This window comes from Castellaniella sp. (genome assembly GCF_049671645.1).
Classification (GTDB): domain Bacteria; phylum Pseudomonadota; class Gammaproteobacteria; order Burkholderiales; family Burkholderiaceae_B; genus Castellaniella.
In genome coordinates, this window is sequence record NZ_JBATVG010000008.1 from 87,196 (window position 1) to 109,721 (window position 22,526).

Sequence of the window (22,526 nt, forward strand, 5' to 3'; positions counted from 1 at the left end):
CTTTTCAGCCGGCCAGCTGCTGCTCAAGGTCATGTAACACCTGATAGCACGGCAAGACCTGCTCGACGCTGGAGTTGGGCTCCCGCCCCTCGCGGATCGCCGCGAAGAATTCGCGGTCCTGCAATTCGATGCCGTTCATGGAGACGTCCACCCGGCTGACGTCGATGACTTCGTCGCGCCCGGTGACCAGATCGTCATAGCGGGCGATATAGGTGGCGGTATCGCCGATGTAGCGGAAGAACGTGCCCAGAGGGCCGTCATTGTTGAAGCTGAGCGACAAGGTGCAGATCGCCCCGTTGGCGGCCTGTAGCTGGATGGACATGTCCATGGCGATGCCCAGGGTCGGGTGGACCGGCCCCTGGACGGCATTGGCTTTCACGATCGGGCTGCCGCACTGATAGGCGAACAGGTCCACGGTGTGGGCCGCGTGATGCCACAGCAGGTGGTCGGTCCAGCTGCGCGGCTCGCCCAGCGCGTTCATATTGGTGCGGCGGAAGAAATAGGTCTGCACATCCATCTGCTGGATGTGGAATTCGCCGGCCCGAATGCGCTGATGCACGTACTGGTGGCTGGGGTTGAAGCGGCGCGTGTGGCCGCACATGGCGACCTTGCCGCTTTGGCGCGCCAGGGCCGCCAGGGCTTGCGCATCCTGCAGCGTGTCGGCCATGGGAATTTCGACCTGCACGTGCTTGCCGGCGCGCAGGCAGGCCATGGCCTGCGCCGCATGCATCTGGGTGGGCGTGCACAGGATGACGGCATCGACATCCGGACGCTTGAGCACTTCATCCAGATCGGTGGTGGATTGTTCGATACCGTACTTCTGCGCCACGGCCCGGGTTTTTTCCAGATCGCGGCTGACCAGGGCGACGACGTCCACGCCATCGATGCGGGCGATGCCGTCCAGGTGCTTGATGCCGAAGGCGCCGGCCCCGGCCAGAGCGACCTTCAAGGATTGATCCGCCATTATTGTTCCTCCAGAATCAGATGCCCCACCGCCGTATTCGACGCGGGCACATGGTAGAAGCGATGCACGACGCGCGGCGCGGGCCCGCCCGCCACGTCGGCCATGGCCCCGCGGGCGATCAGCCACATCACCAGTTCGATGCCTTCGGAGCCGGCTTCGCGCACGTAATCGATGTGCGGCACCGACGCCTGCCCGGCGGGATCGGCGATCAGACGATCCAGGAAGGCATTGTCGAATTCGCTGTTGATCAACCCGGCGCGGGGCCCCTGCAACTGATGGCTCATGCCGCCGGTGCCCCAGATCTGCACATTCAGGGGCCGGTCGAAGCTTTCGATGGCGCGGCGGATCGCCTGCCCCAGCTGGAAGCAGCGCTGCCCCGAGGGCACGGGATACTGGACCACGTTGACGGCGAACGGAATGACCGGGCACGGCCAGGCCTGCGGCTGGCCGCACATCAGCGACAGCGGCACGGTCAGGCCATGATCCACGTCCATCTTGTTGACGATGGTCAGATCGAAATCCTGCTGGATGACCGACTGGGCGATGTGCGCCGCCAGTTCGGGGTGGCCGATCACGGGCGGCACGGGACGCGCGCCCCAGCCTTCATCGGCCGGCTGATACTGCGCTGCGCAGCCGATGGCGAATGTCGGGATGAAGTCCAGGCTGAAGGCCGTGGCATGATCGTTGTAGACCAGGAAGATGACGTCGGGGGTGTTGTCCTGCAGCCATTGCTTTGAAGGTTCATAGCCCTTGAACAGCGGCGCCCAGTAATCGGTGCCCGTCTTGCCCAGATCCAGGGCGGCGCCGATGGCCGGCACATGGGACGTGTACACGCTGGCGGTGATGCGGGCGTGAGTCTGGCTCATGAGTGTTCTCCGATTTTGCGGTTGCCTTTGGCGGAACGCCCGCCCGCCAGCATCATGGCGGCGTAGTCTTCCTGGGACATGCCGGTCATGCTCGCGGCCATGTACTGGAAGGAGCGGCCATCGGTGGCGCCCAGCTTGGCCAGGAAATAAATGTTGCCGCCCAATTCCAGGCAGCGATTCAGATCGCGCGCCAGCACGGCCTGCTTCTGGTCCTCGGTCATGGGCCACTCATCCAGATAGGCGCGCTCGTCGGCCAGAAACCGCTTGCGATTGTCGGCCTTCATCAGCGACATGCAGAACTGATTCAGGTGGTAGCCCACTCGGGACTGATCGGCATCGAAGATCGTGGTGCCGGGAATATCGGTATAGGGCTTGTTCAAGGACATGGCTCAACTCCAGTACAAGCGGTTCGGATTGTCCACCAGCAGGCTGCGCTGCAAGGCCGCCGTCGGGGCAATCTGCGGGATGTAGTCCACCAGCAGCCCGTCGTCGGGCATGTGGGACTTCAGGTTCGGGTGCGGCCAATCCGTGCCCCACAGGACACGATCCGGGAACGTTTCCACCAGGCTGCGGGCAAAGGGCACGACATCCTGATAGGCATGCTGTTCGCCGTTCAGGGCGTGGGGCCCGGACTGGCTGAGGCGTTCTGGGCAGCTGACCTTGCTCCAGATATTGGGGTGCTCGCGCATCAGCGCGACGAAGCGCTGGAACTCGGGCCCGTCCACCGGCTGGGTGACGTCGGGACGCCCCATGTGATCGACCACCACCGTCGTCGGCAGCGCGGTGAAGAAATCATACAGTTCGGGCAGGTCCTTGGATTCGAAGTAGACCACCACGTGCCAGCCCAGCGGTGCGATGCGGGCGGCGATGTCGGCCAGGACCTCGCGCGGCGTGAAATCCGCCAGGCGCTTGACGAAGTTGAAGCGCGTGCCGCGGACCCCGGCGGCATGCAGGGCCTGCAGTTCGGCATCCGTGATGTCCTGCGACACCGTCGCCACCCCGCGGGCCCGGCCGCCGGACGCTTTCAGGGCATCGACCAGGGCGCGATTGTCCGTGCCGTGGCAGGTCGCCTGCACGATCACGTTCTTCGCGAACCCCAGGTGGTCGCGCAAGGCGAACAAGGCCTCTTTCGGCGCGTCGCAGGGCGTGTATTTGCGCTGCGGCGCATAGGGAAAAACGGCCCCCGGCCCGAAGACATGGCAATGCGCGTCCACGGCATCGGGCGGCAAGCGGAAACGCGGACGGCTGGGGCCGTCGTAGTAATCCAGCCAGCCCGGGGTCTTGATGAAGGGTTCGACGTTGCTCATGGCGCAGTCCTCAATCCAGGTATTTCAAGCCGGCCTTCTCCAGGCCCTCGCGCATCTTGTAGTAATCCAGCCCCAGCACGCCGGAGGCGAAGATGTCGCGCTTGTTGCCTTCATTGTCCTCGCGGGCCTGGGCCTTGGCGGCGACTTCGCCGGCGATCGCCGCCGGCACCACCACCACCCCATCGGTATCGGCCACGACCACGTCGCCCGGCATGATGGCTGCGCCGGCGCACACCACCGGGATGTTGACCGAGCCCAGCGTGGCCTTGATCGTGCCCCGGGAACTGATGGCTCGCGAGAAGACGGGGAATTCCATGGATTCCAGCGTATCGACATCACGCACGCCGCCGTCGATGATCAGGCCGCGCGCGCCGCGCGCCTTGAAGGACGTGGCCAGCAAGTCGCCGAAGAAACCGTCGGTGCTGTCGGCCGTGCAGGCGGCCACCACGACGTCGCCCGGGCGGATCTGCTCGGCGGCCACGTGCAGCATCCAGTTATCGCCCGGCTGCAACAGCACCGTGACGGCCGTGCCGCACATGCGCGCCCCGCGCCAGACCGGCCGCATATAGGGCTTCATCAGGCCGACGCGGCCCATGGCCTCGTGGATGGTCGCCACGCCGAAATGCGACAGATGTTCCACGGCGGCGGGGTCGGCGCGCTGAATCGTGCGATGCACGACACCCAGCTGATTCAAGGGAGTGCTCATATCCATCATCCTCTAGAGATCAAAGGCCCTTGGCCTTCAGGGCGGCGTCCAGGCGCGGGAAGACGCGCCGGGCATTGCCCTCGTAAATCTGGAAGCGGTCGGCGTCGGACAGGACGGTGGCCGCCTCGATGTAGCGTTTGGTGTCGTCGAAATAATGGCCGGTCTCGGGGTCGATGCCGCGCACCGCGCCGATCATTTCCGAGGCGAACAGCACGTTTTTGACCGGGATGACCCGCGTCAGCAGATCGATGCCCGGCTGATGGTAGACACAGGTATCGAAAAACACATTATTCAGCAGATGTTCGTCCAGCAGCGGTTTTTTCAGCGCCTGGGCCAGGCCGCGGAAGCGGCCCCAGTGATAAGGCGCCGCGCCGCCTCCATGCGGAATGACGAAGCGCAACGTGGGGAAGTCCCGGAACAGATCCGAGGTCAGGCACTGCATGAAGGCCGTGGTGTCGGCGTTCAGGTAATGAGCCCCCGTCGTGTGAAAGGAGGGATTGCAGCTGGTGGACACGTGGATCATGGCCGGAATGTCGTATTCCACCATCTTTTCGTAGATCGGATACCAGGAATGATCGGACAGCGGCGGCGACGTCCAGTGCCCGCCGGACGGATCCGGATTCAGGTTGATGCCGACCGCGCCGTATTCCTTGACGCACTTTTCCAGCTCGGGAATGCAGGTGGCCGGGTCCACGCCGGGCGACTGCGGCAACATGGCGGCCATGGCGAAATGATCCGGGAACAGCGTGGCGACCCGGTGGCACAGCTCGTTGCAGATCGCCGACCAAGTGCTGGAGACCTGAAAATCGCCGATGTGATGCGCCATGAAGCTGGCCCGGGGCGAAAAGATCGTCAGGTCGGAGCCGCGCTCGAGCATCAGGCGCAGTTGGTTGGCCTCGATGCTCTCGCGCAGATCATCGTCGCTGATGCGCAGGTCGGAGACCTGCGGCTTTTGCGCCGGGTCCTGAATGCCGGCGATCTGCCGTTCACGCCAATCGGCCAACGCCTGCGGGGCGGTCGTGTAGTGCCCATGGCAATCGATGATCAGGGGTTTTCGGTTCATGTTGACAGATTCCTTTTGATAAGCCGGATCAGCGAGCGCAGTCGTCGTCCACCCCCGCCGCCTGCCAGACGGAGCCGGGGACCATGACTTCACCGCGCATGATGAGACGCGCCGTGCGCAGCAAGGCGGCCCGCACGACTTTTTGAGCGTCATGCGGGTCCAGTTCAAGTTCAACGGTGAATTCGCCGCTGGGGTGTTCGATGGAAACGGCCTTGCGAGCGCCGCCGGGCACCTGAGCCAGGGCGTGCGGCACGGAGCCTTCCAGCACGCAGGCCGTGCCGACCGTCACGGCCGCCAGCACACCGATGGCCTCGTGGCAGACGTGCGGGATGAAACAGCGCGTATTGATGGCGCCGCCGTCCTGCGGGGCCGACACCAGCGTCATCTTGGGGTAGTTGCGCCCGCTGACGTCGCCCAGCCCCATGAGTTCCGCCGTCTTCAGGCGCAAGGCCTCGATCCTGGCCTTCAGCGCCGTGTCGGCATTCAGCTCCGCCGGGCGCTCCTGCCCGGTGCAACCTACGTCCTGCGCCCGGAACAGCACCAGCGGCATGCCGTTGTCGATGCAGGTCACGTCGATCTCGAACGCCGGAAACTGCGCCCCGGCCGGCGGCTCGACGCGCACGCGATCCAGCACCCGGCCGGTCGGCAGCAGGCCGGAACACACCGAGCCGGCCGTGTCCAGGAAATTGATGGTGATGGGGGCTGAGGTCTTGGGCACGCCGTCGATGCGCGCCTGGCCTTCGTAGCTGACCTGACGGCCGGCCGGCGTGAGCGGCGTCTGCACGGTAATATCGCACTGCATCCCGGTGTTCCGGGTCAGGACGCGCGCCGTCGTCTGATCGCCCTGGGCCTGGATCAGGCCGCGTTCCAGGGCGAACGGCACCACGGCCGCCAGCATGTTGCCGCAGTTGGCCGTGGTGTCGACGGTATCCTGGTCCGGCTGCAATTGGGCGAACAGGAATTCCAGATCGACCCCCGGCGTGGTGCCCGAGCGCACGATGCCGACTTTGCTGGTCAAGGGGTGCGCCCCGCCCATGCCGTCGATCTGCCGGCGGTCGGGCGACCCCATCACGGCCAGCAGAACCTGATCCCGGACGGCCGTATCGGCCGGCAGATCGGATTCCAGGAAAAAGGGCCCGCGCGAAGTGCCCCCGCGCATGAACAAGGCCGGAACAGGCTTTTGCATCACACCACCACCGTTGCTATGTTGCAGTCATTATGGGCGCAAGCTGCCTGGTGAATAAGGGCATACGTACACTAGCTGCTATATCAAATCGGTATAATAAGATCGGTGTCATGCCAAACTTAAGGGTAAACCCTGATATGGACCTCAAACAGCTGGAATACTTCACCCGCGTGGCCGAACTGGGCAGTTTCACTCAGGCGTCCCATGCCCTGGATATTGCCCAACCCGCCCTCAGCCGGCAGGTGCGGCTGCTGGAAGTCGAACTGCGCCAGAACCTGCTGAACCGCAATGGCCGGGGCGTGACCACGACCGAAGCCGGCAAAGTGCTGCTGGAACACTGCCGGGGGATTCTGCACCAGGTCGAACGCGCCAAAGAAGACATGGCGCGGGTCCAGGGCGCTCTGGCGGGCCGGGTGGTTCTGGGCATCGTTCCCAGCGCGTCGAAAATGCTGACGGTGCCGCTGACCCGGAAATTCCGCAAGCAACTGCCCAACGCCACGCTGTCCATCAGCGAAGGCCTGTCGGTGATGATGCAGGAATCGCTGCTGGCGGGCCGCCTGGACATCGCCCTGCTCTACAACCCCAGCGCCTCGGCGGAACTGGACCTCAGCCCCCTGACCAGCGAACTGCTGTATCTGGTCGGCCCCAAGGGCCCGCACCCGTCCCACCAGGCCATGCCGCTGCGATCGCTGGCCGGCATCCCCCTGGTGATTCCCAATCGGCCGCATACCATCCGCATGCTGCTGGAATCACAGATGGCGCTGATCGGCTGCCGCCCCAACATCCGCCTGGAAATCGACGGGGTGCCGGCCATCCTGGACCTGGTGGCCGACGGCGCCGGCTATGCGGTGCTGACCGAACATGCCGTGCTGACCTCGGCGCAGCCGGACCGCTATCACATCCGCCCCATCAGCCAGCCCGAACTGCCCAGCCGGCTGTATCTGGCGACGGCGTCCGGGCGCATCACGACCCTGACGCAGCAAGCCATGCTGGAGCTGATCCGCAGCACGGTGCGCGAGGCCTACCCCACCACGCTGATCCAGGCCGGCTGAGCGCCGCCGGTCAGTCCTTGACGTGCTTGACCAGGCGATCGGCGTAAGCCTGCCAGCCGCCCGCCTTCTGGACGCCTTCGAACAGACCCTGGGCGGCCAGCCCGGCGACCCAGTCCTGCTTTTCCGCCGTCGCGGCGGCCATCCAGGGCTCGAAGCCGGCCTCGCGTACGGTATTGGCGACCTCGCGCATTTCCTCGGCGCGGCGCCGGCCATGCTGCACCACCCGGCTGTAGAAATAACGTCCCTGTTCCGTCCAGTCGATGGACGGGAAGGTTTCCTGCAGCGTCGGCAGCACGTAGTCCTCGACCCCATAGGCGCGCGCGGCGGTGTAGCTTTCGATCACCAGGGCTTCCAGGCCCTTGATCATGACGCTGCGGCACATCTTGATGGCCGAGGCCACACCCAGTTCCGGCGATACGGCCTTGGCATCCATGCCCCAGGCGGCCAGCTGCCCCGCCAGGGCTTCCGCATGCGGACCGCCCAGCAGCATGGGCACGCGAATGCCATACGGCGGCACCGAGGTCATCACCCCGGCTTCGACATAGTGTCCGCCCGCCGCTTCGATCAGGGCGGCAGCTTCGCGCTTGGCCCCCGGAGACGCGGAATTCAGGTCCAGAAAAACCGTGTCCGGCCGCAGGTGGGCAGCCGCTTCGCGGGCCACCGCCACCGTGTTGGACGCCGTCACGGCCGAAATCACCAGATTGCTGGCGGCGCACAGATCGGCGGAGGAAGCGCGCAGGATAACGCCATCGTGGGCGGCCCGGTCGCGCAGCGGCTGCGCCGCCGCCGGATCGGCCAGTTTCAGGTCCCAGGCGCTGACGCCCGCCACTTGCGGCCCCAGGCCTGCGCAGAAAATCCCGCCGACTTCGCCATAACCGATCAAGCCCAACTGTGTCGTCTGCATGACTGCTCCCAAAGACTGAAATAGAATGGCCGGCCCGGGTTCCGGGCCGGCCGACGCCCCCGCGTTTCAGGCGGGCGGAAACTGTTCCGTATCGACTTCCAGCTGCGTGGCGGGCCCGTAGCGGTCCCCCGCCACCCGGTGGTGGTCGAAGTGGGCGGCCAGCTCGGCGCACAGCGCATCATCCGGCGCCACATCGACGGCGGCCAGGTTTTCCCTGAGGTGCGCCAGACGGGTCGTGCCGGGGATGGGGATGACATCCGGCCCCTGATGCAGCAGCCAGGCCAGGGCCAGCTGACCGGGGGTGCAGTCCAGACCCCGGGCGCGATCACGCAGCAGGACCAGCAAGGCCTGATTGCGCTCAAACGCATCCGGCTGAAAACGCGGCATGCGCAGGCGCAGGTCGGTGTCCGCCAGCGCCGTCATGGACGGCAGGCCATCGGCCAGGAAGGCCCGGCCCAGCGGGCTGAAGGCCACGAGCGCAGCGCCCAGTTCGCGGCAGGCCTGCAAGACGGCGATTTCCACGTTGCGCGACCACAGGGAATATTCGCTTTGCACCGCCGCGATGGGGTGCACCGCATGCGCCCGGCGCAAGGTGTCGGCCGAGACTTCGGATAAACCGATGTGGCGGATCTTTCCCGCCTGAGCCAGATCCGCCAATGCGCCGATGCTGTCCTCGATAGGGACGGATTTGTCCCAGCGGTGCAGATAATACAGATCGATGACATCGGTGCGCAGACGGCGCAGGGAGTCTTCGCAGGTGCGGCGCAGGGTATCGGGGCGGCCATCGATGCGGCGCTGGCCGTCTTCCCGGAAGACGCCGCATTTGCTGGCCAGGAAGAAGCGGCTGCGATGCGCCGACAGCACCCGGCCCACGAGTTCTTCGTTGTGCCCGAAGCCATAGAGCGCCGCCGTGTCGAACAGCGTCACCCCCTGATCCAGCGCCCCCAGCAGCAAGGCCTGCGCCTGTTCAGGCGGAACGGCCGGGCCGTAGCCGTGACTGAGGCCCATGCATCCCAGGCCGACCGGAAACACCGGCATCCCGGCAATCGTGCGTGTCTGTGTCATAGTGGTTCGATTATCCCCAGAACGCCGGGATAAGGTAAGCCCGCATCGACGACTAACAGCTATAACCGATTGCTATGGGATGCCGTGCGGCGCTTATTGCTTGCCGGGGTCTTTCACCGCCTTGATCGTGTCGAACTCCACGTTCTGCAGCATGCCGTCGACTTTTTCGACTTTGCGGATATAGACGTTCTGGATGATGTCGCGCGTCTGCGGATCGATTTCCACCGGGCCGCGCGGGCTGATCCACTTCATGCCCTTGGCGGCCGCCACGAAGGCGTCGCCCCGGACATTGCCCTGGTCCTTTTTCAGAACCTCGTCGATCAGGCGCATGCCGTCATAGGCGGCCACGGCGACCATGTTCGGGCGCACATTGGGATACGCCTTGGCATAGGCCGCCACGAACGCCTTGTTCTCCGGCGATTCGTGCGCCGTGGAATAGTGGAACGACGTAATCATCCCCAGGGCATTGTCTCCCATCGCCCCCAGCACGTCTTCCGTCACCACGTCGCCCGTGGCCAGGAGACGGATGCCGCTCTTGTCCAGCCCCCGTTCCTTGTAGCCCTTGGCCAGCGCCACGCCCTGTTCGCCGTTAGGCACGAAGGAGAAGATCGCATCCGGCTTGGCATCCTTGATCTTCTGGAGGAAAGGCGCGAAATCCGGGCTGGTCAGCGGGGTATGGATCTCGCCCGCGATGCTGCCGCCCGCCGCCGTGAACGTCTTTTTGAACTGGGCCGCGGCATCATGGCCGGGGCCGTAATCCGCCACCAGCAGATACACGGAATGGATGCCGTTTTTCGCCGCCCAACTGGCCATGGGCGCAGCGACCTGCGGCAGCGTCATCGAGGTGCGCACGATATAGGGCGATTTTTCCGTGATGGACGAGGTCGCCGCGTTCAACACGATCATGGGAATCTTGGCCTCGGTCGCCAGCGGCGCCACCGCGAACGCGGCCGGCGTCAGGCCGAACCCGGCCAGGAGGTCGACCTTGTCCTGAATCAACAGGTTTTGCGCCTGGCGCTTGCTGATCGCAGGCGAGATCCCGGTATCGTCCTTTTCCAGCAGGACGGCCTTGCGCCCGCCCAGCAGGCCGCCGTGTTCATCCAGATAGAGCTTCGCCCCGTTCATGATCTGCTGGCCCGTGGATGCGAAGGGCCCCGAAGCCGGGACCACCATCCCGATCTTCAGATCCTGCGCCTGGGCCAACCCCAGCGCACCCGCCCCCAAGGCGGCGGCGACCAGCAACTTGCCGATGGAATGTCTCACGAATTGTCTCCTTGGTTTTTGTAAGATGTGCTTCAGGTGAAAAGGTCTATAGATCCAATACCAGCAAAGGCGTGCGAGCACGCGAACAGCATGGGGTGAATTGATCGTTGGCGGCATGCTCCTCGTCGGTCAGGTAGCTGTCGCGATGGTCCGGCGTGCCGGACGTCACGCCCGTCAGGCAGGTGCCGCAGATGCCTTCCTCGCAAGAAACGGGAATGAAGACGCCCTGGCGATCCAGCGCATGCGTGATGGTCTCGTCCGCCGGAATGTCGAAGATCTCTCCGGTGCTGGCCAGCTGCACCTGAAACGCCTGATCCTGGTCTCCCGGGCGCGGCTTGTCCGCCTCGTCCAGCGCGAACAGTTCGAAATGGACCTGCGCGTCCGGAACGCCCGCCGCCCGGGCCTGGGCGCGAACGAACTCGATATAGCCCGCCGGCCCGCACACGTAGACCTGCGCCCGGTCCCGAGCCGCCCGGGTCAGCAGCGCGGCGGCATCCAGCGCCGTCGAAGGCTCGTCGTCGAAGTGCAGATGGGCATGGCCCGCCTGCTCGAATGGCGCGATGTCATCCAGGAAGGCGGCCCGCGCACGGCTGCGGCAGCTGTAATGCAGCGCAAAGCTCTCGCCCCGGGCATTCAGCTCGGTCGCCATGCACAGGATGGGGGTGATGCCGATCCCGCCCCCCAGCAGCAGGCTATGCGCGGCAGGCACCAGCTCGAAGCGGTTGCGCGGAGGGCTGATGCGCAGCAGATCGCCGTTTTGCACCTGATCATGCAAAGCGACGGACCCGCCCCGGGACTGCGGCTCGCGCAGGATGCCGATCCGGAAACGGCCGTGCTGCCGACAATCGTTCATCAGCGAATACTGCCGGATCAGCCCGTTGGGCAAATGCACGTCGATATGCGCGCCGGGCGTAAAGGCCGGCAGGGGGCCGCCTGCGGGATCTTCCAGATCCAGGCTCACGATGTCCTGGGCTGCCTCATGTTTGGCAGCCACACGGACGGACAACAAAATATCAGTCATGGTTTTCTCTCGCGCGCCCAGCCTCCGGCCGGCTCATGTGCCGCGTGCCGGAGCGGGGACAAGCTGCACTTTAGCCCACCGCGGCCTCGGATGACACCGCGCGTTCGGCTGCGACGAGATCATCCAGGATACGGTTGGCCCGCACGCCGCCGGAATCAATATTCAGCGCCAGCAGACGACGGTCGCTGAATGCCTCGCGGTTGCGCTGCTGGGCTTCCAGGACGGCCAGATCCTGATTGAAGATCTTGCCCTGCCCCTCCCGGATGGATTCCGTCAAGGCCGCGTCGTCCGGTTTGAAGTGCCGCGCCATGCCCCAGAAATACCAATGGGAGGATTCGGTTTCCGGCGTCATGAAGTCCACTACGATCGCCGATACCCGCTTGGCGGGGTCCGCCTGGATGCCGCCCGCTCCCGCCAGCGCCACCCCCACGTCGATCAGCACGCTGCCCGGCGCGGTAAAGCGCGAATATTGCCAGCGATCCACCCGGGCCTGATCATCCAGGCCGCTGGCCCGCATGCCCAGCTGCCAGAAGGGCGGCGCAACGATGTCATTCATTTCGCGGCTGGTGACGACCTGCCGGCCTTCGATGTGCGTTTTGACGGGCGACTGGTCGATTTCGTCCTGACCGATGCTGCCGGCATGCACATAGGCCTCGTGGGTCAGGTCCATGAGATTATCGATCATCAGCCGATAACTGCACTGGATGTGGTACAGGCCGCCGCCAAAGGCCCATTCAGGATCGTCCGCCCAAGGCAGGTCGGGAATGGCCGAGAGATCGGCGAGCGCCGGATCGCCGGGCCAGATCCAGACGAAGCCGTGGCGCTCTTCGACCGGGTAGCTGCGGATACAGGGGAAGCCGCCCACCCGCTGCATCGGCATGGAAACGGCCTTGCCATGACAGTCCATGACCAGGCCGTGATAGCCGCACATCAGATTGCCGTCCACGACCGAACCCAGGGACAAGGCCGCCCCCCGGTGCGGGCAGAAGTCCTCCAGAGCGGCGACCCGGCCTTCCCGGCCCCGGTACAGCACGATCTGCAGGCCGCAGATCGTGCGGCCCAACGGTTTGTCGACGACTTCATCCGGGGTACAGGCCACGTACCAGGCATTCATGGGAAACATGAGGGTCCTCCTGGCGCGGCAGCGAAAACGGCGCGCCATTCATGATGATATTTGAATCTTAAGCCTTCAGTACACAATTATTCAGAGCACTGAACGTTTAACCATTCTACAAATGAGGACTTGGAGGATGAATTAGGACTAACCCTCTGGAGGTTTACCCGCAGCCGGGCGGCGGACCCCGCGGTTTACCGGCCTTCGGAGGCCACCGTGAGCGGCGCCCGGCTTTGGTGATTATTCAGGTGGACCAGCTTTTCCAGCAAGGTCATGAACTGGGCTTCTTCCTGGGCCGAGAACTTCTCGAAGATACGCTGGTGCAGCCGGGCGATTCCGTCGTTGACCTCGCGCAGAAGATCGCAGCCCGCCGGCGTCAGGGACAATCGGCGCTGGCGCCGATCGGCCGGGTCGACTGCGCGCAGCAGCAGCCCCTTTTCTTCCAGCCGGGTGGCGACGCTAGCCGCCGTCGAAGTGTCCACCGCCGCCAGCCCCGCCATGGACACCTGGTCCACGTGGGGATTGTCCAGCACCACGCACAACACCGCGTACTGCATCGGGGTGACCCGGCTGCCGATCTCATCGTGGAAAATAGAAGCGGAGATCTGCTGCGCACGCCGCAGAAGGTGTCCCGGCTGGACATAAAGAGGCTCGTACAGAATAGAATCCGTCATGCGCAATCTCATGAAAACCCGCCGGGCGCGCGGCTGAAAACACCCAAACTGCTCTCCAGAGCGCCACCCTCGCGCCCAGTCAAGATTATCACGCCGGAAATATTCACGGAACGCGCCCTCCCGCCTCTTGCACAACCACCTCTCGCAGAACCCCTACAGACATGACCGACCCGAACATGAATCCCGCATCCCCCACCTGGGTCCTGCTGCACGGCCTGCTGTGCGACGCGGACACCTGGTCCGACTTCATCGGGCCGCTCTCGCGCACCGGCCCGGTCCTTGCGGCGAATCTCAGCGGCATCGCGTCGCTGTCGCAGGCCGCGGCAGACATCCTGGGCAGGATCCGCGGTCCCGCGATCGTCGTAGGCCACTCCATGGGCGGGCGCGTCGCGCTGGAAATGGTCCGGCAGGCCCCGGACCGGATCCGGGGGCTCGTCCTGATGAACACCGGATATCAGGGCCTGGGCGCCGGCGAGATCGACAAACGGCATGCCATCGTCCAGGCTGCTCAAGCCGGCGGCATCGCCGCCATCGTCGAAAGCTGGCTGGCCGGCATGATCACAGCGGACACCGGCAACAACGCTGTTCTCATGCAGCGCATGCGGGACATGGTGCTGCGCTCCGGCGTGGAATCATTCGCCGGCCAGATCCAGGCGCTCATCGAGCGCCCCGACGCCGGCGGCCTGCTACCCCGGATCGCCTGCCCGACGCTGCTCATGAGCGGCACGCAGGACCGCTGGAGCCCCTTGTCGCGGCACGAGGACATGGCCCGCCAGATCCCCGGCGCCGAGCTGGGCGCCATCCCGGATGCGGGCCACATGGCGCCCTTCGAAGCGCCGGCGGCCTGCCTGGAACGCATCCTGGACTGGGCCGCGCGGCATCGTCTGACGGCATGACCCCATGCCCGCCGGCGGCCTGCTCCGTTCCGGCGGGCGTCAGGCCGGTTCCAGCACCAGCAGGCCGGTGGCGGTATTGGAAATCGGCACGTGATAATGAGCGTGGCGCTTGCGCACCGGCATGTCATCCAGCACGCCCCGCGCCGCCACCCACATCAGCAGCTCGATGCCTTGCGTGCCCGCCAGTTCCACCAGTTCCTCGTTGGAATACTGCGTGATCCAGGTCGGGTCGTCCACCAGGCTGCCCATGAACTGCAGGTCGAAGGGCTTGTTGATGAAGCCCGCGCGCTCGCCGTCCAGCTGATGCGACAGGCCGCCGCTGGCGATCACAAGCACCCGCCGATCATCGTCCCAGGACTCGATGGCGCGGCGCAGCGACTGGCCCAGGCGATAACAGCGGGAGGCCGAGGGGTACGGCGCCAGCACCGTGTTGATGCAGACCGGCACGATTTCCACCGGCCAGGCCCCGGACTGCTGGCCTTCGGGCCACAGCAAGGCCAGCGGCAGGGACACCGCATGGTCGATCAGGGCTTCCTGGCAGGTGGTGATGTCGAACTCGTCGGCCACCAGGGTCTCGACGATGTGCCAGGACAGATCCACGCAACCGCGCGGTTCGACCAGGGCGGGAATGCCCCAACCTTCATCCGCGGTCTGATAGGACGGCGCCGCCCCCACCGAGAAAGTCGGCATCTTGTCCAGGAAGAAATTCAGGCCATGGTCGTTGTGCAGGATCACGACCACGTCGGGGCGCGTCTGCGCCAGCCAGTCGCGGGCCTGATCATAGGCGTCGAAAAACGGCTTCCAGTAAGGATCCTGCTGCTTCTGGCGGGCCAGCGCGCCGCCGATGGCCGGAACGTGGGAAGTGCTGATGCTGCCGATGAGATGCGCCATGGTCATGCTCCCGCTGCGGCGAGTTTCGCCTGGAATGCCTGTTTGCTCATGCCGGTCTGCTGGGCGCCGATGTCCTGCATGTCCAGGCCGAAGATGCCGGCCAGTTTGGCCAGGTAATAGGGATGGCCGCCCGCCGCGATCATGCGCAGCACCTCGCGGCTGCGCACGGCGGCTTTCTGCTCGTCATTCAGGCGGTAACGCGTCATGTAGGCTTCTTCGTCCTGCAAGAAGGCCGCGCGGCATGGCGCCGCATTGAAGCTGAAGCACATGCGGTTCAGGGCGTAGCCGATCCGCGCCAGGTCGCCGTCAAAGATCGCCGTGCCGGGAATATCGCGCCGGCGCGCGCGGGTCTGGACTGTCGTCATGAGGGGTCTCCTTGAAAAACGCCCCGCCCGGATGCCGGGATCTGGGGCGCTGCATCAAGCCCCGGGGCCACTCCATGTCAGACACGTCCATCATGCGGCCAAGCGATGCTGCGGAGAATGGATTTTTGCGTTTTAAAAATGTACATTTCGTGGATAGCCATTCCACGGCAGCGCCCCGATGACCGCACTGATTCCCGCCCCGCCCGCCCACGATCACACCACGATACCGATCTATAAACTATACGGTTACGGCAACGTCTGGACCAGCCCGGATCCGCTGTTCTGCGAAACCATCGCGGCGCAGGAAAAATTGCACAATTGGCATGTCACAGCCCACAAGCACACGGACCTGTTCCAGATCCTCTTCCTGCAGTCGGGAGACGCCACCGTCGTGCTCGACGGTCAGGCCCGGGCCCTGAGCGCGAAACCCGCCGGGCCGCGGTCCGGCGGCCGCCGGAACGGCGCGCCATCCCTGCCGTCGGGCGCGGGACACGTGGTGCTGATTCCCCAGCGCGTCGTCCACGAATTCATCTTCCAGCCCGGCGCGGGCGGCTACATCCTGACCCTGACATACGCCCTGCTGCAACCGCTGTGCCAGCGCCACGGCCTGGGCCTGCACGCGCTGTCGGATCCGGCCCTGCTGGCACTGGGCGCGGAGGATGACTATACGAGCCGCACCTTCGATCAGTTGGACCTGGAATATCACCGCCCACATCAACCGCAACGCGGTCCGCTGCTGGAAGCGCTGCTGGGCGCCATCCTGGTGTGGATTCACCGCCATCACGCGCCTGGCCCGGAAAAGCTTGCGGGGCAAGCTCCGGGCGATCTGCACCTGGCGCGTTACGCGCAGATGATCGAGACGCACTTTTCCCGCCAGCATCAGGTCCACTGGTACGCCGGGCGCCTGGGAATGACGGCCGCGCACCTGAACGCCATCGCCCAGACGCTGGCAGGCAAGACGGCCCTGCGGCTGATTCACGAACGCCTGCTGCTGGAAGCCCGCCGCGAGCTGATCTACACCACCCGGCCGATCAGCACCATCGCCGATTCACTGGGCTTTGCCGATCCCGGCTACTTCACGCGTTTTTTCAAACGCCTGTCCGGCCTGTCCCCCAAGGACTTCCGGCGCCGGACGCTGGGCGGCGGCGCACCCGCGCCGGACGCTCACACCACCGGTTCGTAGGGCAGGCCCACGTAATTTTCCGCGATGGTGGTCAGCCCCGCCTGCGTGCTCGTGTAGTAATCCTGTTCCGCCTGCTGGATGCGCTGGGTGAAGGCATCGCCGTCGAAAGCATGCAGCAGCGAGGTCATCCACCAGGAGAAGCGTTCCGCCTTCCAGATCCGGCGCAGGCAGATCTCCGAATAACGGTCCAGCAGCTCCGGGCGATTGTCCAGGCAGGCGCCGCGCAAAGCATGGTACAGGGTATAGACATCGCTGGAGGCCAGGTTCAGGCCCTTGGCCCCGGTGGGCGGCACGATGTGCGCGGCGTCGCCCACCAGGAACAGCTGGCCGAAGCGCATGGGCTCCGCCACGAAGCTGCGCAGCGGCGCGATGCTTTTTTCAAACGACGGACCGGTCTGCAGCTTGGCTGCCACGTCCTCGGGCAAGCGGGCCGACAGTTCCGTCCAGAAGCGGTCGTCGGACCATTCCTCGACGTGTTCGGCCAGACTGCACTGCAGATAATAGCGGCTGCGGGTGTGCGAACGCATGCTGCACAGAGCGAAGCCGCGCGGATTGTGCGCATAGATCAGTTCGTCTTCGACGGGCGGCGTCTCGGTCAAAAGCCCCAGCCAGCCGAAAGGATAGACGCGCTCGAAGTTGCGGATGCGATCCTGCGGCACCGATTGGCGCGACACCCCGTGGAAGCCATCGCAACCCGCGATGTAATCGCACTCCAGCGTCTTGCGCTGACCCTCGTGCAAAAAGGTGACGCGCGGCTTGCCATCCAGGAAATCATGCAGCTGCACGTCGGTGGCCTCGTAGTAGATCGGCGCGCCATTGGCCCGGCGGGCATCCATCAGGTCGTGCGTCACCTCCGTCTGCCCGTAGACCAGCACGGACTTCCCCGTCAAGGCCATCATGTCGACCCGCTGGCGGCGTCCTTGAAAAGCCAGCGTGAAGCCATCGTGCTCCAACCCTTCCGCGTCCATCCGCGCCGACACGCCCGCCTCGCGCATCAGATCGACGAAGCCGTATTCCAGCACCCCGGCCCGCACCCGCCCCAACACGTAGTCCGGGGTATGACGTTCCAGGACGACGTTGTCGATGCCGCAACGATGCAACAACTGCCCGAGCAACAGCCCCGACGGCCCCGCGCCGATGATCGCCACTTGTGTCTTCATGATTCTCCTCCGCCCGGACTCGGCGCCCCCTGGCGCTCGGATCTGTCCGGCATAGGCATCATGGTGAACGCCCGCCGCTGATTTGGGAATGGACTTTTCAAGCATAAAATTGCCGATATGAACTATTTCCAGACCGCCCCCCTTTTTCAGCTGTACGGCGAACAGGCTGAATGGCCCTTGGCAGAAATGCTGCACTGCGAAACCATCGCATCCCGAAGCCGCTTGCATAATTGGCATATCCGGCCGCACCGTCACGCGGGCCTCTACCAGATTCTGTACCTGCATCGAGGCCGGGCCATCGTCAGCCTGGATCAGGCGCGGCCCGAGATCGCGGGGCCGGCGGCCGTCGAGGTCCCCCAGGCCTACGTGCACGGTTTTGAATTTGACGCCGACTGCTCGGGCCACGTGATCACCGTCACCAATGCGCTGTTGACGCAACTGGCGCAGCGCCTGGGCCCGTCAGCGGCCCCGCCGTCCCACCCCGTGCTGCATCGGTTCCTGTCCGGAGCGCGCAGCGACGGCCTGCACGAGGCCTGCACCCATCTGAATGCCCAGTATGCCGCCCGGCAGCCCTTCCGGGAGGCCCAGATCGAAGCCTGGCTGACGTTGCTCTACACCCGCCTGCGCAGCCATCCCGCAGACGGGGCGCCATCGCCTCGGGCCGCCCGGGGCCTGCAGCACTACGCCCGATTCGGCGAACTGCTGGAACAGGCCCATGGCCGCCAGCATGCGGTCGCCTGGTACGCCCGCGAATTGGGCCTGAGCACCACCCACCTGAACCTGATCGCCCGCACTCACGCCGGCAAGACCCCGCTGCAACTGATCCATGACCGCCTGGCGCTGGAAGCGAGCCGCAGCCTGATCTATACCTCCATGACGATCGGCGAAATCTCCGACGCGCTGGGCTTCTCGGAGCCCGCGCACTTCACCCGATTCTTCCGCAAGACAGCCGGACAATCCCCTCGGGATTTCCGGCTGCGGGTGCTGGGCGCAGTCGACACGCCGGGCATGCCGACCGACCTGTCCGGGCGCCCGGCGGACGACCCCGCGCGCGACGGGAGCCCGGATTGAAACCGCTTAGAAAAAGCCCAGGGCATTCGGGCTATAGCTGACCAGCAGGCACTTGGTCTGCTGGTAGGCGCCCAGCGCCATCTTATGGGTTTCACGCCCGATGCCGGACTGCTTGTAGCCCCCGAACGCGGCATGCGCCGGATACAGGTGAAAGCAATTCGTCCAGACCCGGCCGGCCTGGACCTGCCGGCCCACTCGATAGGCCTGCGACCCGTCGCGCGTCCAGACCCCCGCCCCCAGGCCGTAATAGGTGTCGTTGGCGATGGCGATGGCCTCGTCCTCATCCTTGAAGGTCGTGACCGACGCCACGGGACCGAAGATTTCTTCCTGGAACACCCGCATGCTGTTCTCCCCGAACAGCAATGTCGGTTTGACATAGAAGCCTTGGTCCAGCCCCTCGCCCGGCACGTTGCGGGCGCCTCCCGTCAGGCAGCGCGCGCCCTCTTCCCGGCCGATGTCGATGTAGCCGAGGATCTTGTCCATCTGCGCCCGGGACACCTGTGCCCCCAGCATGGTGCCGGCCTCCAGCGGATGGCCGGCTTTCATGGACTCCACCCGCTTGACGGCGCGTTCGATGAAGCGCTCGTAGATGGATTCCTGAACCAGGACGCGCGACGGGCAGGTGCAGATCTCGCCCTGGTTCAGGGCGAACATGCTCAGGCCTTCCAGGGCCTTGTCGAAAAAGGCGTCATCCTGGTCCATCACGTTGGCGAAGAAGATATTCGGGCTCTTGCCGCCCAGTTCCACCGTGCTGGGAATCAGGTTGTCGGCCGCCGCATGAAGGATGTGCTTGCCCGTGGGGGTGGAGCCCGTGAAGGCGATCTTGGCGATGCGCTTGCTGGACGCCAGCGCCGCCCCGGCTTCCTTGCCAAAGCCGTTGACGATGTTCAGCACGCCCGGCGGCAGCAGATCGCCGACCAGCTCCATCAGCACCAGGATCGAAGCGGGCGTCTGCTCGGCGGGTTTCAGCACCACGCAGTTGCCCGCGGCCAGCGCCGGCCCCAGCTTCCAGGCTGCCATCAGCAGCGGAAAATTCCAGGGAATGATCTGGCCGACCACGCCCATGGGCTCATGAAAGTGATAGGCCACCGTCGTCTTGTCGATCTCGGAGATGCCGCCTTCCTGGGCGCGGATGCAACCGGCGAAATAGCGCAGGTGGTCGATCGCCAAAGGCAGGTCCGCCGCCATGGTTTCGCGCAGCGGCTTGCCGTTGTCGATGGTCTCGGCCACAGCCAGCAGGCGCAGGTTCTGTTCCATGCGGTCGGCCATGCGCAGCAGCACGCCGGCCCGCTCCGCCACGGAGGTCTCGCCCCAGGCCTTGCGAGCGGCATGCGCCGCATCCAGGGCGGCCTCGACGTCGGCGGCATCGGATCGCGGCACTTCGCAGAACACCTGCCCGGTGATCGGCGAGAGATTGTCGAAATAATTGCCGGCCACAGGGGCCACCCAGCGTCCGCCGATATAGTTTTCGTAGTGTTTCTTGTAGGGGAAGCCGATATCGATCCCGAAGTGCTTCAGGTCGGTCATGTCCATGTCTGTCTCCTTGATCCGGGGCGCTCGTCCCGTTGCCGGGGCGCCGGCATGTCCGGTGCACCATGCACCGGCGCCTGATTCTCTTGAAGCAAGGACCGTGCCAGATACAGCCACGCCCGGTGCGCGGAGCGCAAACGGGCAAGCGCATCGCAGCGGGACGCCGGGCTTCCCTTACGTCGGCAGCGATGGCATACTGAAGCGGAACCTGCTTTAAAAACAGGGGCTTGTCGCATTTTGCGACACTTGGCCCTGCATTTTGCGACAGCGATGCCTCAAACTGCGTCACCCGCATCGCGATCCGGACGGAGACGCCTATGCAGCACTCACCGCCACTGGCCATCACGCCGGACGCCCGCGCCCAGGCCTCTACGCGCATCCACCAGTCCTGGGCGCGCTGCGCCGATCTCGACCGGCAACTGCTGGCCGACCCCGCCCCTTTGCCCCGCGCCGACCTCGGCGTTCGCATCGAAACCCATCAGGTGCTTCTGCGGCACTCGGAGGCCAGCCTGTGCGCCTTGGGCGCCCTGGCCGGATCGACCAACGGCATCGCCGTGCTGGCCGACCCCAGCGGCCTGATCCTGCACGAACGCGGCAACCCCGGCTTTCTGGACAAGGCCCAGCGCGTCGCCCTGCTGCCCGGGGTCAGCTGGGCCGAAACCCAGCGGGGCACCAACGCCATCGGCACCGCGTTGCACGACGGCCGCGCCGTCCGCGTCCATGGCGCGGAACACTTCCTCAATCGCAACAGCATCCTCAGTTGCCATGCCGCTCCGATCCTGTCCGCAACCGGCAGCATCCTGGGCATCCTGGACCTTTCCGGCCCCGCCGACGCGCTGTATCACTACGCCCTGCCGCTGGTCCAACGGCTGGCTCAGGGCATCAGCAACCAGATCCTGATCGACAGCCCGCTGCGCCGCCTGGATTTCTATCCGGGCGAACATCCGGGGCCCGATGCCTGGCCGGCCATCCTGCTGCTCGACGACGACGACCGCATCGCAGGGGCCAACGAAGCGGCGCTCCAGGCCCTGAACACCGATTGGCAGCTGATCGGCACCGCCTGCGCACAATGGATAGACGGCCCCCTGCGGGCCCGCGACGGCCGGCTGCGCCGCCACGACGGTCAGGCGCTGACCGGCCGCCTGCATACACCCGCCCGGCCGCTTGTGTCCCTCGATGTCCCCAAGCCCCGCGCCATTCCCGCGCCCTCTCCCGCCTCGGACCTCCTGCCGCCGCCGGACACTGTCCACCGGCCTCTCCTGGAACAAGGCATCCGTGCCATCGACAACGGCCTGGCCGTCTTGCTGCAGGGCGAAACCGGCACCGGCAAGGAAGTGCTGGCGCGGCACATCCACGCAGGCGGCAACCGCCGCCACGGCGCATTCATCGCAATCAACTGCGCCGCGCTGCCCGAACACCTGATCGAATCCGAATTGTTCGGCTACGAGGCCGGCGCCTTCACGGGGGCCCGGCGCGAAGGCGCCCGCGGGCTGCTGCGCCAGGCGCACCAGGGCGTGCTTTTCCTGGACGAGATCGGCGACATGCCGCTGGTCCTGCAGACCCGGCTGCTGCGAGTGCTGCAGGAACGGGAAGTCCAGCCGCTGGGTTCGGAAAAACGGCTGCCCCTGGATTTCGGCCTGATCAGCGCCAGCCACCAGGATCTCAAGGCCCTGGTCGCCCGGGGGCTGTTTCGCGCCGACCTGTACTACCGGCTGCAGGACATGCCCCTGGCGCTGCCGCCGCTGCGCTGCCACCCCGATCTGGCGGAACTCATCGCCGCGCAGTACCAGGCCCTGGGGGGCAGGATCACCCCGGAGGCCGCCGCCACATTGGCGCGCCACACCTGGCCAGGCAACTATCGTGAACTGCGCAGCATCCTGCGACGGCTGCAGTGCCAGCATCCGGGGTCGGCGCCGATCACGACCGATCAGTTGCCCGTTGATCTGATCGCCGACTCGTCCGCGGCCCCGCACCCGTTCGGAAATGATCCCGCGCCCGAGTCCCTCCGGGGTCCCGACGCCGGCGACCTGCCCGCTGCGGCGGGCATGCTGCCGGGCGCAGGGGCAACCGGCCAGTTGCGGGACCTGGAACATGCCGCAATCCACCAGGCGCTGCAGGATTGCGCGGGGAACATCACGCAAGCGGCCCGCCGCCTGGGTATCCACCGCAGCACCTTGTACCGCAAGCTGGATGACTGACTGATCGACGATCAGCGCCCTCGCCGCCCGGATCCCGGTTCCGGGGC

Annotated in this window: 22 protein-coding genes; 5 read left to right on the top strand and 17 right to left on the bottom strand. The window is 65.6% G+C overall.

The window, feature by feature from the left end; translation table 11 throughout:
- Positions 1 to 4 precede the first annotated feature (4 nt).
- The 7 genes from WBG56_RS02785 to WBG56_RS02815 are packed head-to-tail and all read right to left on the bottom strand — an operon-like array spanning position 5 to position 6,092.
- Positions 5 to 964, bottom strand: coding sequence for a Gfo/Idh/MocA family oxidoreductase (locus WBG56_RS02785; protein ID WP_424265019.1), 960 nt, complete (start codon positions 962 to 964; stop codon positions 5 to 7).
- Complete coding sequence (locus tag WBG56_RS02790; RefSeq protein WP_424265020.1) at positions 964 to 1,830, bottom strand: class III extradiol dioxygenase subunit beta; 867 nt, start codon at positions 1,828 to 1,830, stop codon at positions 964 to 966. Before WBG56_RS02790 ends, WBG56_RS02785 begins: the two co-directional genes overlap by 1 nt.
- Positions 1,827 to 2,216 carry a protocatechuate 4,5-dioxygenase subunit alpha gene (gene ligA / locus WBG56_RS02795; RefSeq protein WP_424265022.1) on the bottom strand — a complete coding sequence of 130 codons (390 nt, stop codon included), beginning with the start codon at positions 2,214 to 2,216 and terminating at the stop codon, positions 1,827 to 1,829. Before ligA ends, WBG56_RS02790 begins: the two co-directional genes overlap by 4 nt.
- A 3-nt stretch (positions 2,217 to 2,219) precedes the next feature.
- A complete protein-coding gene (locus tag WBG56_RS02800; protein WP_424265024.1) occupies positions 2,220 to 3,137 on the bottom strand; it encodes an amidohydrolase family protein in 918 nt (305 codons plus the stop codon).
- Positions 3,138 to 3,147: 10 nt separating this feature from the next.
- Positions 3,148 to 3,843: a 4-carboxy-4-hydroxy-2-oxoadipate aldolase/oxaloacetate decarboxylase gene (gene ligK / locus WBG56_RS02805; RefSeq protein WP_424265026.1), complete on the bottom strand. Its 696-nt coding sequence runs from the start codon at positions 3,841 to 3,843 to the stop codon at positions 3,148 to 3,150.
- A 19-nt stretch (positions 3,844 to 3,862) separates the two neighbouring features.
- Positions 3,863 to 4,891 (bottom strand): amidohydrolase family protein, encoded by a 1,029-nt coding sequence (locus WBG56_RS02810; protein ID WP_424265135.1) that lies wholly within the window; start codon positions 4,889 to 4,891, stop codon positions 3,863 to 3,865.
- A gap of 43 nt (positions 4,892 to 4,934) precedes the next feature.
- Positions 4,935 to 6,092: a 4-oxalomesaconate tautomerase gene (locus tag WBG56_RS02815; RefSeq protein ID WP_424265028.1), complete on the bottom strand. Its 1,158-nt coding sequence runs from the start codon at positions 6,090 to 6,092 to the stop codon at positions 4,935 to 4,937.
- 137 nt (positions 6,093 to 6,229) lie between these two features.
- Here WBG56_RS02815 and WBG56_RS02820 point away from each other — a divergent pair, with 137 nt between their 5' ends.
- Positions 6,230 to 7,144: a LysR family transcriptional regulator gene (locus tag WBG56_RS02820; protein WP_424265030.1), complete on the top strand. Its 915-nt coding sequence runs from the start codon at positions 6,230 to 6,232 to the stop codon at positions 7,142 to 7,144.
- Between the two features lie 10 nt (positions 7,145 to 7,154).
- Here WBG56_RS02820 and WBG56_RS02825 read toward each other — a convergent pair whose 3' ends face one another.
- From WBG56_RS02825 to WBG56_RS02850, 6 genes are all read right to left on the bottom strand, one after another.
- Positions 7,155 to 8,048, bottom strand: a complete 894-nt coding sequence (locus tag WBG56_RS02825; protein ID WP_424265032.1) for a DUF1932 domain-containing protein — start codon at positions 8,046 to 8,048, stop codon at positions 7,155 to 7,157.
- Positions 8,049 to 8,114: 66 nt separating this feature from the next.
- The gene (locus tag WBG56_RS02830; protein WP_424265034.1) at positions 8,115 to 9,113 is read right to left on the bottom strand and encodes an aldo/keto reductase; all 999 of its coding nucleotides are present in this window, start codon (positions 9,111 to 9,113) and stop codon (positions 8,115 to 8,117) included.
- Positions 9,114 to 9,206: 93 nt separating this feature from the next.
- Positions 9,207 to 10,376 (bottom strand): ABC transporter substrate-binding protein, encoded by a 1,170-nt coding sequence (locus WBG56_RS02835; RefSeq protein ID WP_424265036.1) that lies wholly within the window; start codon positions 10,374 to 10,376, stop codon positions 9,207 to 9,209.
- Between the two features lie 46 nt (positions 10,377 to 10,422).
- Complete coding sequence (locus WBG56_RS02840; RefSeq protein WP_424265038.1) at positions 10,423 to 11,397, bottom strand: PDR/VanB family oxidoreductase; 975 nt, start codon at positions 11,395 to 11,397, stop codon at positions 10,423 to 10,425.
- A 70-nt stretch (positions 11,398 to 11,467) separates the two neighbouring features.
- Entirely contained in the window at positions 11,468 to 12,520 is a 1,053-nt protein-coding gene (locus WBG56_RS02845) for a Rieske 2Fe-2S domain-containing protein (protein WP_424265040.1), read from the bottom strand.
- A 185-nt stretch (positions 12,521 to 12,705) separates the two neighbouring features.
- Positions 12,706 to 13,185: a MarR family winged helix-turn-helix transcriptional regulator gene (locus WBG56_RS02850; RefSeq protein ID WP_424265042.1), complete on the bottom strand. Its 480-nt coding sequence runs from the start codon at positions 13,183 to 13,185 to the stop codon at positions 12,706 to 12,708.
- A 161-nt stretch (positions 13,186 to 13,346) separates the two neighbouring features.
- Between WBG56_RS02850 and WBG56_RS02855 the strand changes: the two genes are divergently transcribed.
- The gene (locus WBG56_RS02855; RefSeq protein WP_424265044.1) at positions 13,347 to 14,081 is read left to right on the top strand and encodes an alpha/beta fold hydrolase; all 735 of its coding nucleotides are present in this window, start codon (positions 13,347 to 13,349) and stop codon (positions 14,079 to 14,081) included.
- Positions 14,082 to 14,120: 39 nt separating this feature from the next.
- On the opposite strand, the gene WBG56_RS02860 is transcribed toward WBG56_RS02855, so the two are convergent.
- Positions 14,121 to 14,972: a class III extradiol dioxygenase family protein gene (locus WBG56_RS02860; RefSeq protein ID WP_424265046.1), complete on the bottom strand. Its 852-nt coding sequence runs from the start codon at positions 14,970 to 14,972 to the stop codon at positions 14,121 to 14,123.
- A gap of 2 nt (positions 14,973 to 14,974) precedes the next feature.
- Positions 14,975 to 15,337: a protocatechuate 4,5-dioxygenase subunit alpha gene (locus tag WBG56_RS02865; protein WP_424265048.1), complete on the bottom strand. Its 363-nt coding sequence runs from the start codon at positions 15,335 to 15,337 to the stop codon at positions 14,975 to 14,977.
- A gap of 178 nt (positions 15,338 to 15,515) precedes the next feature.
- Here WBG56_RS02865 and WBG56_RS02870 point away from each other — a divergent pair, with 178 nt between their 5' ends.
- Positions 15,516 to 16,520, top strand: a complete 1,005-nt coding sequence (locus tag WBG56_RS02870) for a helix-turn-helix domain-containing protein (RefSeq protein WP_424265050.1) — start codon at positions 15,516 to 15,518, stop codon at positions 16,518 to 16,520.
- On the opposite strand, the gene pobA is transcribed toward WBG56_RS02870, so the two are convergent.
- The gene (gene pobA / locus WBG56_RS02875) at positions 16,502 to 17,680 is read right to left on the bottom strand and encodes a 4-hydroxybenzoate 3-monooxygenase (protein ID WP_424265051.1); all 1,179 of its coding nucleotides are present in this window, start codon (positions 17,678 to 17,680) and stop codon (positions 16,502 to 16,504) included. The genes WBG56_RS02870 and pobA overlap by 19 nt on opposite strands.
- Before the next feature lie 117 nt (positions 17,681 to 17,797).
- Here pobA and WBG56_RS02880 point away from each other — a divergent pair, with 117 nt between their 5' ends.
- A complete protein-coding gene (locus WBG56_RS02880; RefSeq protein WP_424265053.1) occupies positions 17,798 to 18,751 on the top strand; it encodes a helix-turn-helix domain-containing protein in 954 nt (317 codons plus the stop codon).
- Positions 18,752 to 18,757: 6 nt separating this feature from the next.
- On the opposite strand, the gene exaC is transcribed toward WBG56_RS02880, so the two are convergent.
- Entirely contained in the window at positions 18,758 to 20,284 is a 1,527-nt protein-coding gene (gene exaC / locus WBG56_RS02885; RefSeq protein WP_424265055.1) for an acetaldehyde dehydrogenase ExaC, read from the bottom strand.
- 314 nt (positions 20,285 to 20,598) lie between these two features.
- Here exaC and WBG56_RS02890 point away from each other — a divergent pair, with 314 nt between their 5' ends.
- Positions 20,599 to 22,479: a sigma-54-dependent Fis family transcriptional regulator gene (locus tag WBG56_RS02890; RefSeq protein WP_424265057.1), complete on the top strand. Its 1,881-nt coding sequence runs from the start codon at positions 20,599 to 20,601 to the stop codon at positions 22,477 to 22,479.
- Positions 22,480 to 22,526: the final 47 nt, after the last annotated feature.

What these genes read in the sequence shown, in the direction of transcription:
- WBG56_RS02785 (WP_424265019.1), bottom strand. Translation starts at nt 964, where the DNA reads ATGGCGGATCAATCCTTGAAGGTCGCTCTGGCCGGGGCCGGCGCCTTC.
- WBG56_RS02790 (WP_424265020.1), bottom strand. Translation starts at nt 1,830, where the DNA reads ATGAGCCAGACTCACGCCCGCATCACCGCCAGCGTGTACACGTCCCAT.
- ligA (WP_424265022.1), bottom strand. Translation starts at nt 2,216, where the DNA reads ATGTCCTTGAACAAGCCCTATACCGATATTCCCGGCACCACGATCTTC.
- WBG56_RS02800 (WP_424265024.1), bottom strand. Translation starts at nt 3,137, where the DNA reads ATGAGCAACGTCGAACCCTTCATCAAGACCCCGGGCTGGCTGGATTAC.
- ligK (WP_424265026.1), bottom strand. Translation starts at nt 3,843, where the DNA reads ATGAGCACTCCCTTGAATCAGCTGGGTGTCGTGCATCGCACGATTCAG.
- WBG56_RS02815 (WP_424265028.1), bottom strand. Translation starts at nt 6,092, where the DNA reads ATGCAAAAGCCTGTTCCGGCCTTGTTCATGCGCGGGGGCACTTCGCGC.
- WBG56_RS02820 (WP_424265030.1), top strand. Translation starts at nt 6,230, where the DNA reads ATGGACCTCAAACAGCTGGAATACTTCACCCGCGTGGCCGAACTGGGC.
- WBG56_RS02825 (WP_424265032.1), bottom strand. Translation starts at nt 8,048, where the DNA reads ATGCAGACGACACAGTTGGGCTTGATCGGTTATGGCGAAGTCGGCGGG.
- WBG56_RS02830 (WP_424265034.1), bottom strand. Translation starts at nt 9,113, where the DNA reads ATGACACAGACACGCACGATTGCCGGGATGCCGGTGTTTCCGGTCGGC.
- WBG56_RS02840 (WP_424265038.1), bottom strand. Translation starts at nt 11,397, where the DNA reads ATGACTGATATTTTGTTGTCCGTCCGTGTGGCTGCCAAACATGAGGCA.
- WBG56_RS02845 (WP_424265040.1), bottom strand. Translation starts at nt 12,520, where the DNA reads ATGTTTCCCATGAATGCCTGGTACGTGGCCTGTACCCCGGATGAAGTC.
- WBG56_RS02850 (WP_424265042.1), bottom strand. Translation starts at nt 13,185, where the DNA reads ATGACGGATTCTATTCTGTACGAGCCTCTTTATGTCCAGCCGGGACAC.
- WBG56_RS02855 (WP_424265044.1), top strand. Translation starts at nt 13,347, where the DNA reads ATGACCGACCCGAACATGAATCCCGCATCCCCCACCTGGGTCCTGCTG.
- WBG56_RS02860 (WP_424265046.1), bottom strand. Translation starts at nt 14,972, where the DNA reads ATGGCGCATCTCATCGGCAGCATCAGCACTTCCCACGTTCCGGCCATC.
- WBG56_RS02865 (WP_424265048.1), bottom strand. Translation starts at nt 15,337, where the DNA reads ATGACGACAGTCCAGACCCGCGCGCGCCGGCGCGATATTCCCGGCACG.
- WBG56_RS02870 (WP_424265050.1), top strand. Translation starts at nt 15,516, where the DNA reads ATGACCGCACTGATTCCCGCCCCGCCCGCCCACGATCACACCACGATA.
- pobA (WP_424265051.1), bottom strand. Translation starts at nt 17,680, where the DNA reads ATGAAGACACAAGTGGCGATCATCGGCGCGGGGCCGTCGGGGCTGTTG.
- WBG56_RS02880 (WP_424265053.1), top strand. Translation starts at nt 17,798, where the DNA reads ATGAACTATTTCCAGACCGCCCCCCTTTTTCAGCTGTACGGCGAACAG.
- exaC (WP_424265055.1), bottom strand. Translation starts at nt 20,284, where the DNA reads ATGGACATGACCGACCTGAAGCACTTCGGGATCGATATCGGCTTCCCC.
- WBG56_RS02890 (WP_424265057.1), top strand. Translation starts at nt 20,599, where the DNA reads ATGCAGCACTCACCGCCACTGGCCATCACGCCGGACGCCCGCGCCCAG.